Origin of the sequence: Vibrio sp. M260112 (genome assembly GCF_036533775.1) — a bacterium.
Lineage (GTDB): Bacteria > Pseudomonadota > Gammaproteobacteria > Enterobacterales > Vibrionaceae > Vibrio.
On record NZ_JATABH010000027.1, the window covers coordinates 1 to 12,773 of the forward strand.

The window sequence follows — 12,773 nt, forward strand, 5'->3', positions numbered from 1 at the left end:
TAAGTGAATCAGGAGAAGCGAAGTCATCAACATCAATAAGCCAGTGAGCCAACATAAAAAATACCCTCAAATATGAAATGTTTGAGGGTATTTTCAACCAACCACAGGATCGTTCAACTGATCATTTACTTAACTGATCGGAGTTATCCCAAAGGAGGCTTTCGTCACTTACCAATTAACCAGAGGTTATTATGGAAGTTTTACATCAGATAGGTCTTCGTTAGCACCGATTGCTTTCATTTCGCCAGCAACGATTTCAGCTAGAGGACCAAGGATAACTTGAAGGTTGTTCTCACCTAGTTTCACAACACCCTTAGCACCAAGCTTCTTAAGTACAACTTCGTCAGCTACAGAGCGGTCTTTTAGAGTAAGACGTAGACGAGTGATACAAGCGTCAATTGAAGTTAGGTTGTCATGACCGCCTAGAGCTTTCAGGTACTGACGTGCTAGGTCGCCGTTTTTAGCATCACCTGCTGGAGCAGCTGACGCTTCTTCGTCGTCATCTTCACGACCTGGAGATTTCAGGTTGAATGCGCGGATAGCGAACGTGAAAGTGAAGAAGTATAGAGCACCGAAGCCTAGACCGATTAGCAGTAGAGTGAACGGTTTAGTTGCTAGACCCCAGTTCAGTACGAAGTCGATTAGACCAGCAGAGAAACCAAAGCCGTGTAGCGTACCAAACATGTTAGCAACAACTAGAGATAGACCAGTGAATACAGCGTGCATTGCGTATAGAGCTGGAGCTAGGAACACAAACATGAATTCTAGCGGCTCTGTGATACCAGTTAGGAATGAACAGAAAGCTACTGAGAATAGTGCACCACCAACTTGGCTACGTTTTTCAGCTGGAGCTGCGAAGTACATAGCTAGAGCCGCACCTGGTAGACCGAACATCATTACAGGGAAGAAGCCGTTCATGAATACGCCAGCAGCTTTGTCGCCACCGAAGTAACGGTGTAGGTCACCAGACTTAACTGTTTCAGTTACTTCTTTAACAGTTGCAGTGATTTCTGGAGTTACAGCGTTAGCAAATTCAAATGTGTGAGTTTGACCAGCAACAAGAGTCTTAGCTAGAGCTGGGTCAACACAAAGCTGTTGTAGTGCAGGTAGAGCCTGACCAGCAGCTTGAGCACCAGTAACTAGAACTTCTTGACACGTACCCATACCGAACCAGAAGTATGAGTTAAGAACGTGGTGAAGACCTACAGGGATTAGCGCACGGTTAAGAGTACCGTAAACGAACTGACCAATTGCGCCAGAAGTCGAAACTGCGTGTGCAAGAGCGTCAAGACCACTTTGAATGCTTGGCCATACAACACCTGCGATTGCACCTGCAACTAGAGCGAATAGACCTGCCATGATAGGGACTAGACGTTTACCAGAGAAGAATGCCAACCACTCAGGAAGACGGGTTGCATGGAAAGCGTTGTATGAGTGACCCGCAATAATACCGCCGATGATACCACCGAAGAATGACATGTTGATGTCAGCATTAATTGTTGTTGCTGTTGCTGTTAGCACGAAGTATGCAACGGCACCAGCTAGGCCAGCAGCGCCTTGGCCATCTTTAGATAGACCAATTGCGATACCAAGACCAAATAGAAGTGGTAATTGACTGAAGATTGCTCCACCTGCTTGCGCCATGAATGGAATATCTAGTAGGTCGCCTTGACCTAAACGTAGTAAGAGCGCCGCAACTGGAAGCGTTGCGATAGGAAGCATAAGAGCTTTACCTAACTTTTGCGCATATCCAAGAATATTCACCTTAAGTTCCCCCTATAGGATTTTGTTTTTGGCTGAGCTACTTTTTTTAGTCGCTCAATTTAGTCCTGCTCAGTTTATGACATTAATTTTGCTCCGCAAATTAAAACCTCATCATTTGTGATCATAATCACCAGAAACAGCCAATATCCAAGGTTTTTGCTAGCGAGATCATAAAACTTATTTTACAATCCAAAAAAATAGCATTCATTACCCGATATTCGCGGTATTCTTACATTATAGATAAGAGCTACGATTACTGTTATATAAGGTATCGCCTACATTTATCGAGCCAATATGACACGTATGTTCCACCAGCATCGACCACGGTGACTGACGTGATTTAGAAGACCCAATTGTCCGTTTGCTAAAGATATTTTGCGATCTAATTGAAGCGTACGAATAAAGTGCCACCTTGTGACGAGAAGGGCTCAATTAGACACCTAAAAGTATTAAGAATCTAACCTATAAGGATTAGCTAACTATGTATGCGCTAACTAACTGTAAAATCTATACTGGCAGCGATGTGCTCGTTGACCATGCTGTCATCATTAACAACGATGTTATTGATTCAGTATGCCCTGTTTCTGAACTTCCTCAAGGTATCGAAACTCGCGACCTAAATGGTGCTAATGTCAGCCCAGGTTTTATTGATCTACAGTTAAACGGCTGCGGCGGTGTGATGCTCAATGACGAAATCACTGCTGAAACAATGCAAATCATGCATCAAGCTAACCTAAAGTCAGGCTGTACAAGCTTCCTCCCGACTCTTATCACCTCCTCTGACGAAGATATGCGTCAAGCGGTTGCTGCAGCGCGTGAATACCACGCCAAATACCAAAACCAGTCTCTAGGTCTTCATCTTGAAGGACCGTACCTTAACGTCATGAAGAAAGGGATTCATAGCGTCGACTACATTCGCCCTTCAGATAACAACATGATTGACTTCATGTGTGACAACGCAGATGTCATTGCAAAAGTCACGTTAGCACCGGAACACAACGACTTGGTTCATATCGAGCGCCTTAAACAAGCAGGTATTGTTGTGTCTATCGGTCATACCAATGCGACGTATGCTGAAGCACGACGTGGGTTTGAGGCTGGTATTACCTTCGCAACACACCTATTCAACGCGATGACACCTATGGTTGGTCGTGAACCTGGTGTCGTCGGTGCCATTTACGACACGCCAGATGTCTATGCAGGTATCATTGCTGATGGGTTCCATGTCGACTATGCAAACATTCGAATCGCTCACAAAATTAAGGGCGAAAAATTAGTATTAGTGACCGATGCCACAGCTCCTGCAGGCGCCGACATGGATTACTTTATTTTTGTTGGTAAGAAAGTATATTACCGAGATGGTAAGTGTGTTGATGAAAATGGCACACTAGGCGGCTCTGCACTCACTATGATTGAAGCAGTACAAAATACTGTTGAGCACGTCGGTATCGCTCTGGACGAAGCACTGCGTATGGCTACTCTGTATCCTGCAAAAGCAATCGGTATGGCAGACAAACTTGGCCTTGTGAAAAAAGGTATGATTGCCAACCTGACTGTTTTTGACCGTGACTTCAACGTCCAAGCGACGGTTGTTAACGGACAATACGAGCAAAATTAAGAATGAATGGCGGACAAATAGGTAACGTAGATTTAGTAAAACAACTAAATAGTGCAGCAGTTTATAGACTGATTGACCAGCAGGGCCCTATTTCTAGGATCCAAGTTGCAGACGTCAGTCAACTGGCTCCTGCCAGTGTTACAAAAATCACCCGCCAACTCCTCGAGCGCGGCCTAATCAAAGAGGTCGCGCAACAAGCTTCTACAGGTGGACGTCGCGCGATATCACTCACAACAGAAGTAGAGCCATTCCACTCTGTCGCGATTCGCCTAGGGCGAGATTACATTCAATTCAGCCTTTATGATTTAGGTGCCAAAGAGCTTGCTTCAGACTACAACGAATTCTTCTACACCACCGAGGAAGAATTAGTTGAAGGTTTGCTGTCTCACTTAAAGGCTTTTATTCAAACCCATCAAACAAGCATCAATCAATTGATCGCTATTGGCGTCATTCTACCGGGTCTGGTGAATCCAGAAGCCGGTGTTGTTGAATACATGCCAAACATCACTATTGATAACCTTGCGCTATCGGATGTGATTGAAAAGACTTTCCATGTCCAATGTTTTGTCGGCAACGACGTGCGTGGTATGGCATTGGCAGAGCATTACTTTGGTGCGAGTAAAGATTGTCAGGATTCAATCTTAGTCAGTGTTCACCGCGGTACCGGTGCAGGTATCATCGTTAATGGTCAGGTATTCCTTGGCTATAACCGCAACGTAGGTGAGATTGGTCACATCCAGATCGACCCACTGGGCGAGCAATGCCAATGTGGTAATTTTGGCTGTCTTGAAACGGTTGCAGCTAACCCTGCCATCGTTGAGCGCGTAAACAAGCTGATTAAACAAGGCTATGAGTCTAGTCTGACTGCTCTTGAAACTATCCGTATATCTGATGTCTGCGAACACGCAAACTTAGGTGATGAGTTAGCAAAACAGAGTCTGGTTCGCGTGGGTAATCAACTTGGTAAAGCAATTGCAATTACCATTAACTTATTCAACCCACAAAAAGTCGTTATCGCGGGTGATATCACTCAGTGTGAAGAGATCGTCTTCCCAGCCATCCGCCGTAACGTCGAAAATCAATCTTTGACCACATTCCATAGCGGATTACCGATTGTAGCCTCTCAAATCGACAAGAAACCGACCTTAGGTGCGTTTGCTATGGTTAAGCGTGCCATGTTAAATGGCGTTTTGTTACAAAAATTGTTAGAAGATTAATCTTCTGCACCAGTAAGCAACTAATTGAGTTAGAATAACGGGCTACGAATATGTAGCCCGTTTTTTTAGGACGAAATCGCAACTATATGGAACTCATTTTAATTTCAGCCGCTTTCCTAGCTGGCTTTATTGCGCTCAAATGTAACCTACCTCCACTGGTCGGTTTTTTGTTAGCAGGCTTTGCTTTACATGCATTTGGCTATCAATCTAATGAAACCATCATCACTTTGGCCGATTTAGGAGTCACGCTACTTCTGTTTACCATTGGCTTAAAGCTCGATATTAAAACCCTACTCTCCAAAGAAATATGGGCAGGGGCAACGGTTCATAACCTACTCTCTACTGCCCTCTTCAGCGTTGTTCTGTTCTGCTTTAAGTTTCTTGGCGTAAGTTCATTAGCGGCAATGTCAGTGGACCAACTGCTGCTACTTGGCTTTGCGCTCTCTTTCTCAAGTACCGTATTTGCAGTGAAATCGCTGCAAGAGAAAGGGGAAATGAACGCGACCTACGGTACCATCGCCATTGGTATCTTAGTCATGCAGGATATTTTTGCTGTTGTCTTCTTAACTGCATCAACGGGTAAACTCCCCGAGTGGTATGCTATTGGTCTATTCGCGTTACCACTTCTCAGACCTCTGTTTTACAAGATGCTTGACTGGGTAGGCCATGGTGAGATGTTGGTTCTACTTGGAATCTTCTTTGCACTCGTCGCAGGCGCGGGGTTATTCGAGTTGGTTGGAATGAAGCCAGATTTAGGCGCACTGATCCTCGGAATGCTGCTTGCTGGGCATAAAAAAGCGTCAGAGCTATCTAAATCGCTTTTCAACCTCAAAGAGCTGTTCTTAGTCTGTTTCTTCCTCAATATTGGCCTGTCAGCTCAACCAACGCTATCAGGCCTTGCGTTGGCGTTACTCTTCTTGATGCTACTGCCTCTCAAGGGCATCCTCTATTTTCTGGTACTTAACGGCTTTAAGTTCCGTGTCCGTACGTCTCTATTGGCATCATTAAGCCTATTCAACTTCAGTGAATTCGGCCTTATTGTTGGGGGACTGGCGTATAAAATGGGTTGGATGAGCAGTGACATTCTCGTTGCCTTGGCGATATCTGTATCAATTTCATTTGTCTTAGCCGCCCCTATCAACCGTCACGGTCATGCATTGTATCAACGCTCTGGTCGTTGGTTGCGCGAGCACGCAGCAGAAACGTTAAACACACGTGACCAGTTAATCAACCCTGGAGACGCTCAAGTACTTATCCTCGGCATGGGTCGAATTGGTACAGGTGCTTACGATGAACTGCGTAAACGTTATGGAAAAATCAGTTTAGGTATTGAAGTACGTGAAGACGCTGCACACGTTCATAAAAGCCATGGTCGAAACGTTATTGCAGGCGATGCGACCGACCCAGACTTCTGGGAGCGCATCTTAGACACCGCAAATGTTAAGCTGGTGCTATTAGCTATGCCGCACCACCAAGGTAATCAAATCGCGCTCGAACAGTTAAAGCGTCGTAACTTCCAAGGTCAAATTGCCGCAATTGCTGAGTATCCCGATCAGTTGGACGCACTCATTCAAGATGGTGTCGATGCGGCATTCAATATCTACAATGAGGCAGGCAGCGGTTTTGCCCGCCATGTTTGTGAACAATTACAACCTTCGTTCTCGAAGCATAAATAAAACTAAGGCAGCAATTTCGCTGCCTTTTTTATGCCTAGCGAACAAAAAACGACCTTTAGTGAAAATCATTCACCAAAAACACACTTTAATTAAACGTCATCTAACACAATGGCTTTTTATTGATTTTTTTTATCATTGAAGGTTGATTTTTTTAATCAGAATGGCAAATTGAACTTAACAGATTAAATAAAATTTAAAGGGAAGTTGTATGTGTTCAATTTTTGGTATTTTAGACATCAAAAGTGATGCAGAAGCGCTACGTCCAGTCGCGTTGGAAATGTCTAAAAAGCTTCGCCATCGTGGCCCAGACTGGTCTGGTATCTACTCATCACCAAAAGCCATTCTTGCGCATGAGCGCCTTGCAATCGTAGGTCTAAACAGTGGTGCGCAACCTCTATACAGTCCAGACAAGAAACACATCCTTGCGGTTAACGGCGAAATCTACAACCACAAAGAGATCCGCGCTCGTTATGAAGGCAAGTACGACTTCCAAACAGACTCAGACTGTGAAGTGATCTTAGCCCTGTACCAAGATATGGGTGCTGATTTACTTGAAGAACTGAACGGTATCTTTGCGTTCGTACTGTACGATGAAGAGAAAGATCAATACCTGATTGGTCGTGACCACATCGGTATCATTCCTCTTTACCAAGGCTACGACGAGCATGGTAACTACTATGTCGCTTCAGAAATGAAAGCATTAGTGCCTGTATGTAAAACCGTGAGTGAATTCCCTCCAGGCAGTTACTACAGCAGCACAGACTCTGAGCCACAACGTTACTACATTCGTGACTGGAATGAGTACGCGGCCGTTCAAGGTAACAGCAGCAGCAAAGAAGAACTAAAAGAAGCGTTGGAAGCCGCGGTTAAACGCCAACTGATGACCGACGTTCCTTACGGTGTTCTACTCTCTGGTGGCCTTGATTCATCAATCACTTCAGCGGTCGCGAAGCGCTTTGCGGCTATGCGTATCGAAGATGATGAGAAATCAGAAGCATGGTGGCCTCAACTACACTCATTTGCGGTTGGCTTAGAAGGCGCACCAGATCTTAAAGCTGCACGTGAAGTGGCTGAAAAAATCGGTACCGTTCACCACGAAATGACTTACACCATTCAAGAAGGTCTAGATGCCATTCGTGACGTGATTTACCATATCGAGACATACGACGTAACGACGATTCGTGCATCGACACCAATGTTCTTGATGGGACGTAAGATCAAAGCGATGGGCATCAAGATGGTGCTATCAGGTGAAGGCGCGGATGAAATCTTTGGTGGCTACCTCTACTTCCACAAAGCACCAAACGCTCAAGAGTTCCACGAAGAGACAGTACGTAAACTGCTTGCACTTAATATGTTTGACTGTGCTCGTGCCAACAAGTCTCTTGCGGCTTGGGGTGTCGAAGGCCGTGTACCTTTCCTAGACAAAGAGTTCATTGATGTCGCAATGCGTCTCAACCCAGCAGACAAGATGTGCGGCAATGGTAAGATGGAAAAACATATCCTGCGTGAGTGTTTCGAACATTACCTACCAGACTCAATCGCATGGCGTCAGAAAGAGCAGTTCTCAGATGGCGTTGGCTACAGCTGGATTGACACACTAAAAGAAGTGGCTGAAGCGAAAATCACAGACCAACAAATGGAAACGGCGTCTTACCGCTTCCCATACAACACACCAACAACTAAAGAAGGCTACGTATACCGTGAGATCTTTGAAGAGTTGTTCCCTCTGCCATCAGCAGCAGAATGTGTTCCTGGCGGTCCATCGGTAGCCTGTTCTTCAGCGAAAGCGATTGAATGGGATGAGTCATTCAAAAATATGGCTGACCCTTCAGGACGTGCGGTTAAGAGCGTACATAACGACGCTTACTAAGCCAGCAGCAACTGATTCAAAGGCACCTATTTAGGTGTCTTTTTTTATTTATCCCCCAGCAAACCATTCACACTCCCCATAAATGTAACAATCTCGAAAACACACCTCAGTTTTGGAAACTAAGTTTGTGGCACGACTATACCCCTTACCCACCAAGAAAATAAACCATTCAATTCAATTAGTTAGAATTAATTTCGCTAAATTCCATAGATAGTCGCCATTTGCAGAGAGTAAGTCTAAGGAGTATATGTAGAGAAAAATAAAAAACTGTAATAACTCAAATTAGTAAAACTTATGACAAACCAACATCAACAATTCTTTGGACATCCTAGAGGCTTGTTCCTACTTTTTGGTACTGAGCTTTGGGAGCGTTTCTCTTACTACGCGATGCGCGCGATCTTAGTTCTTTATTTGACCGATACTACTATTAACGGTGGATTGGGTTGGTCGACTAAAGATGCCCTCGATCTCTACGGCATCTATACTGGACTTGTCTATATCACACCGATGATAGGTGGCTATCTTGCCGACAACTACTTAGGTCAACGCCGTTCGATTCTAATTGGTGGTGCTTTGATGGCGGTTGGTCAGTTCACACTCGCTCTGCCTGCCGATATGCTTGGGTTGAGCGTCACTCACAGCTTCTATCTTGGCCTTGCGTTGCTGATCCTTGGTAATGGTCTGTTCAAGCCAAACATTTCCACTATGGTTGGTGATCTTTACCAAGAAGGTGATAACCGTCGCGATGGCGCATTTACTATCTTCTACATGGGCATCAACCTAGGCGCTCTGATTGCCGGTGTCGTATCAGGTTCTGTAACCAATGAATTTGGCTGGAAGGCCGGATTTATGGTCGCGGGTCTAGGTATGATCATCAGCTTAATCATGCAAATGACATTAGCTAAGTCTTGGCTGGGTGACATAGGCGTTGTACCCGCGGCAGCTCGTGATCTCGAAAAGAAACAATCGGCGACCAAACAGCCGTTAACCAAACAAGAAGTTGATCGCTTAAAAGTCATTCTAGTAATGGGGCTGTTTGTTATCGTTTTCTGGGCGGGCTTTGAACAAGCAGGCGGATTGATGAACATCTACACTCAGCAGTATACCGATCGTATGATTGGCAGTTTTGAAGTTCCAGCGGCTTGGTTCCAGTCACTCAACCCATTCTTCATTATTACTCTCGCCCCGCTACTCGCTGCACTATGGGTAAAACTTGGGCCAAAAGAACCGAATTCTCCGGTTAAATTTGCGCTAGCGCTTTTCTTCTTGGCACTTGGTTTCCTATGCATGGTTGGCGCTGTAATGGAGCAAGGCGGTGACACTAGCGTTAAGACATCAATGCTGTGGCTGGTAGGTGCGTTCTTCTTCCATACGCTTGGCGAACTTTGCCTATCACCAATTGGTCTGTCACTTGTCACTAAGCTAGCACCTCTTCGTCTTGCATCGCTAATGATGGGTGCGTGGTTCGGCTTCAATGCCATTGCCAACTATGTCGCAGGTTTGATCGGTTCACACGTAGGCGAGCTAGGTGCGCTGCCGATTTTCGGAGGCATCGCTGTGGCAGCAACGATTTCTGGTGTAGTCTTACTTCTGTTCTCAAATACGCTCGTTCGTTGGATGCACGGTGCAGAAACACCAATTAGCAACGCAGAGCAGGTCGAAGAGCAACAAGCTCAAGTAGCGTAACTCGCTTATCTTATTATCTTAATAACAAACGCCCAGCCTTTTTGGCTGGGCGTTTTGCTTATCTGGCAATGCAAAGCTATTTCACACGAGTAACACGACTCGCTTTATCACCCGTTGCTGATACTGAACGAATAAATACTTCCCCTGCGACCATCGGGCGGTCTTGGTCTGAATAAGTCATCCACGTCTCACCATCAATAGAGTATTGAAGAACAACGCCTGGGAACTGGACATTCATTGTAAGTTGACCATTTTCCAATTTCGCACCAGGTACAGGTAAACGATAGTCGATACGTCTTGAACGTTTAGATCTTTGTTCTTATCGAAGCGAGACACAGCGTTAGCAAAAACATTGTTGTCATCCGGTGTTCGTTTTAGGTTATTCCCTTCAAGCCCAGTAACAAACGACGCAACATCTTCCGTATTTAGAGATGCGATCATTTTAGGCTCAGCATTGGGTGCTGCAACGAATGCGCCTGGCATGAAATCCGTTTCGAATAACTGCCAGTATTCGCCGATCAGAGGAAGGACGATAGTTTCCCCAGCAGAAAAACCATCAAATTTATCTGTCGGCTCCAACTTATGTAAGTCGCCTGTCACTCGTGTGATTTTGAACTGTTCATTGTCTACATCGAGAATTAGACGAATGCTGTGGAAATAGATAGCCCACTCTTTTGAGTCGATCGCTTCACCTTGATTCACCAATGTCATATTGACTTGATTACATGATGCCCATTCCGCACCTAAGTCCTGACATGCAAGACCTTCATTTGCACCGTGGTTAGTGAGTACTTGATATTGAACATCAAGATTCTCCGCCAGTGAATTCACCACGCGTTGTTCCGTTTATTGAAATGATGCACAACCAGCCAATGTTACCAATACTGACGCTGCAATCAGATTTTGTTTAAACATCTTACTTACCCCAGAAAAATATCAATCTCAAAATTTAGATTTCATGAGCATTTAAAACGCAATAAAAACAGACATTTAAACGAAACGTCAAAATCGACAGACTTATTTTAACGAGATTACTGAGAGGCAATTCACATTATCTGGGGAAAGCTTACTATGAGAGGTGAATTAAGATCACAATATGCCGTTTCTATCTTAAAATTAACAACAGCGGGAAATATAAAAACGTGAATTAACACGCATTTTTCTCTCGCTAAACTACGTCAAAAAGACGCAATTTAACGATTTTTCCGCATGGTATTAGGAGCTGAAATGAAAATACTGATGGTTCTGAGTTTACTGGTTGCTTCAATTAGCCTTAACGCTGAGCCTTTATACTGGAAAGCTCAAAAAGGCCCATTGACCTATACCATCATTGGTTCAGTACATGTAGGCGATGAAAGCATGTATCCCTTACCCGAGAAAATCTTTAAACAGCTAAAGACCAGCAAGGGATTAATTGTAGAAACCGATATCCGTCAAACCAGTGGAATTCAGTACCCTCCAATCGATTTAGTGGCGAAGGATGTTTTATCTAAACAGCAGCAAGATGAGCTATTGGGCATTGCGACTCTCCTACAACTTAAAGGCAACGAACTCCTCCTCTCACCACCTTGGGCCGTCGCTCTGGCAATCCAGCTCAAGCAAATAGAGTATCTTGGTTACTCAGCATCCGATGGCGTTGATATACGTTTAGCCAACAAAGCGACGCTATGGAACATACCCGTTATCGGTCTCGAGTCTTTGCAGTTCCAGATTGATCTTCTTACTGGGCAAGACCAAGCCGGTAAAGAGATGCTAATCAGTGCAATCGAGGAGTTTGATCATTCTGAAGATTCTACCCATTGCCTAATAGACAGCTGGAAGGCAGGCGATTTAGATAAGCTTAATGAATTTGCGACACTGGCCGAAATGTCCGAGGAACTCGAGTCTGCATTGTTGACCGATAGAAACTTAGACTGGGCTGAGAAACTATCGAATCCAAACTGGCTTCCTGACAATAAAGGAAACTATGTCGTTGTGGTCGGCACGCTGCACTTACTCGGTGAGCAAAGCGTCCTGCAATTACTCAAAGATAATGGGTTCAAAATATCTCAGTTGTCACAAAGCACCAAAGCTCAATGTGAATTTAAGTACTAATGTGCTTACTCCGCCCATAAACGACGAAACACCCTTAAACGACAAAAGCCGCAGCATTTCTGCTACGGCTTTCTAAATGTGGTCGGTGAAGAGCCATATTCTAACTTCAGGCGACCCCCACTCGGGTTCCAATCCTTGCTTAGATAGCTTATTTCTATTCACCCTTAAACGACAAAAGCCGTAACATTTCTGCTACGGCTTTCTAAATGTGGTCGGTGAAGAGGGATTCGAACCCCCGACCCTCTGGTCCCAAACCAGATGCGCTACCAAGCTGCGCTATTCACCGAGTTGTTTCTTCAGGCTTATGCCCGTCAACGGATGCGTATATTACGGATTCTCAGCACATACGCAAGCCGTTTTAGCTAACTTTTTGAAAAATTAAGTTCGTTTGACTAAAACATCATCGACGGGCGACAAAGTGTGAGCAAAAACACATCAAGACAAACAAAATAGCAACCTAATAACAACAATTGATCCAGATCAGTGTTGCATATTTAATCAAGGCTTACCTTAAGCCCTGTCATCTCATTTTGTAGACAACGGAGGAACTATGGACTTTTGGCTTGATCTCCTATTTGGTAATGCGGTAGGACTATCTTCAATGATTGTTATCTTTGGAGCCTTAGGTCTAATGCTATTCTATGGCGGTTTCATCGTCTACAAAGTGATGAACGACAAATCTCCTCACTAGAATCGCTTAGCCCTATTTCTCGGAATAGATAATTCGCTATGCACCGAAGTAGATACATTGTCTGCTTCGGTTTTTTATTTCCTCGCTACAAAATTTTGACCTCTCCCTTCGCCTGTTGAGTATAATACTGTTATTAATTTCCCATGCTGAGATC

At 44.5% G+C, this 12,773-nt stretch carries 9 protein-coding genes, 1 tRNA gene and 1 pseudogene; 7 read left to right on the top strand and 4 right to left on the bottom strand.

Annotated elements, in window-relative coordinates; translation table 11 throughout:
• Positions 1-189: 189 nt before the first annotated feature.
• The gene (gene nagE / locus QTN95_RS12470; protein WP_331417693.1) at positions 190-1,764 is read right to left on the bottom strand and encodes an N-acetylglucosamine-specific PTS transporter subunit IIBC; all 1,575 of its coding nucleotides are present in this window, start codon (positions 1,762-1,764) and stop codon (positions 190-192) included.
• A 481-nt stretch (positions 1,765-2,245) separates the two neighbouring features.
• On the opposite strand from nagE, the gene nagA reads away from it, so the two are divergent.
• From nagA to QTN95_RS12495, 5 genes are all read left to right on the top strand, one after another.
• Complete coding sequence (gene nagA / locus QTN95_RS12475; protein ID WP_331417694.1) at positions 2,246-3,382, top strand: N-acetylglucosamine-6-phosphate deacetylase; 1,137 nt, start codon at positions 2,246-2,248, stop codon at positions 3,380-3,382.
• Positions 3,383-3,384: 2 nt separating this feature from the next.
• Positions 3,385-4,599: a DNA-binding transcriptional regulator NagC gene (nagC, locus tag QTN95_RS12480; RefSeq protein WP_331417695.1), complete on the top strand. Its 1,215-nt coding sequence runs from the start codon at positions 3,385-3,387 to the stop codon at positions 4,597-4,599.
• 86 nt (positions 4,600-4,685) lie between these two features.
• The gene (locus tag QTN95_RS12485; protein ID WP_331417696.1) at positions 4,686-6,275 is read left to right on the top strand and encodes a cation:proton antiporter family protein; all 1,590 of its coding nucleotides are present in this window, start codon (positions 4,686-4,688) and stop codon (positions 6,273-6,275) included.
• Between the two features lie 208 nt (positions 6,276-6,483).
• Positions 6,484-8,148, top strand: a complete 1,665-nt coding sequence (gene asnB, locus QTN95_RS12490) for an asparagine synthase B (protein ID WP_269378188.1) — start codon at positions 6,484-6,486, stop codon at positions 8,146-8,148.
• A 294-nt stretch (positions 8,149-8,442) separates the two neighbouring features.
• Entirely contained in the window at positions 8,443-9,834 is a 1,392-nt protein-coding gene (locus QTN95_RS12495; RefSeq protein WP_331417697.1) for a peptide MFS transporter, read from the top strand.
• A 76-nt stretch (positions 9,835-9,910) separates the two neighbouring features.
• Here the strand turns inward: QTN95_RS12495 and QTN95_RS21265 are convergent, their stop codons facing one another.
• Both QTN95_RS21265 and QTN95_RS12500 read right to left on the bottom strand, forming a co-directional pair.
• Positions 9,911-10,072: a chitobiase/beta-hexosaminidase C-terminal domain-containing protein gene (locus QTN95_RS21265; RefSeq protein WP_443088792.1), complete on the bottom strand. Its 162-nt coding sequence runs from the start codon at positions 10,070-10,072 to the stop codon at positions 9,911-9,913.
• Positions 10,073-10,119: 47 nt separating this feature from the next.
• Positions 10,120-10,749: pseudogene (locus QTN95_RS12500) on the bottom strand (carbohydate-binding domain-containing protein); the annotation flags it as partial.
• A gap of 312 nt (positions 10,750-11,061) precedes the next feature.
• On the opposite strand from QTN95_RS12500, the gene QTN95_RS12505 reads away from it, so the two are divergent.
• Complete coding sequence (locus QTN95_RS12505) at positions 11,062-11,928, top strand: TraB/GumN family protein (protein ID WP_331417698.1); 867 nt, start codon at positions 11,062-11,064, stop codon at positions 11,926-11,928.
• 209 nt (positions 11,929-12,137) lie between these two features.
• Here QTN95_RS12505 and QTN95_RS12510 read toward each other — a convergent pair.
• Positions 12,138-12,214: transfer RNA gene (locus QTN95_RS12510), tRNA-Pro, on the bottom strand.
• 264 nt (positions 12,215-12,478) lie between these two features.
• Between QTN95_RS12510 and QTN95_RS12515 the strand changes: the two genes are divergently transcribed.
• On the top strand, positions 12,479-12,619 hold the full coding sequence (locus QTN95_RS12515; protein ID WP_011078358.1) for a DUF3149 domain-containing protein: 141 nt from the start codon (positions 12,479-12,481) through the stop codon (positions 12,617-12,619).
• The last annotated feature ends 154 nt before the right edge of the window (positions 12,620-12,773 follow it).

Bases quoted from the DNA above. Each gene is read 5' to 3' on its own strand.
- nagA (WP_331417694.1), top strand. From the start codon at position 2,246: ATGTATGCGCTAACTAACTGTAAAATCTATACTGGCAGCGATGTGCTC.
- nagC (WP_331417695.1), top strand. From the start codon at position 3,385: ATGAATGGCGGACAAATAGGTAACGTAGATTTAGTAAAACAACTAAAT.
- QTN95_RS12485 (WP_331417696.1), top strand. From the start codon at position 4,686: ATGGAACTCATTTTAATTTCAGCCGCTTTCCTAGCTGGCTTTATTGCG.
- asnB (WP_269378188.1), top strand. From the start codon at position 6,484: ATGTGTTCAATTTTTGGTATTTTAGACATCAAAAGTGATGCAGAAGCG.
- QTN95_RS12495 (WP_331417697.1), top strand. From the start codon at position 8,443: ATGACAAACCAACATCAACAATTCTTTGGACATCCTAGAGGCTTGTTC.
- QTN95_RS21265 (WP_443088792.1), bottom strand. From the start codon at position 10,072: ATGAATGTCCAGTTCCCAGGCGTTGTTCTTCAATACTCTATTGATGGT.
- QTN95_RS12505 (WP_331417698.1), top strand. From the start codon at position 11,062: ATGAAAATACTGATGGTTCTGAGTTTACTGGTTGCTTCAATTAGCCTT.
- QTN95_RS12515 (WP_011078358.1), top strand. From the start codon at position 12,479: ATGGACTTTTGGCTTGATCTCCTATTTGGTAATGCGGTAGGACTATCT.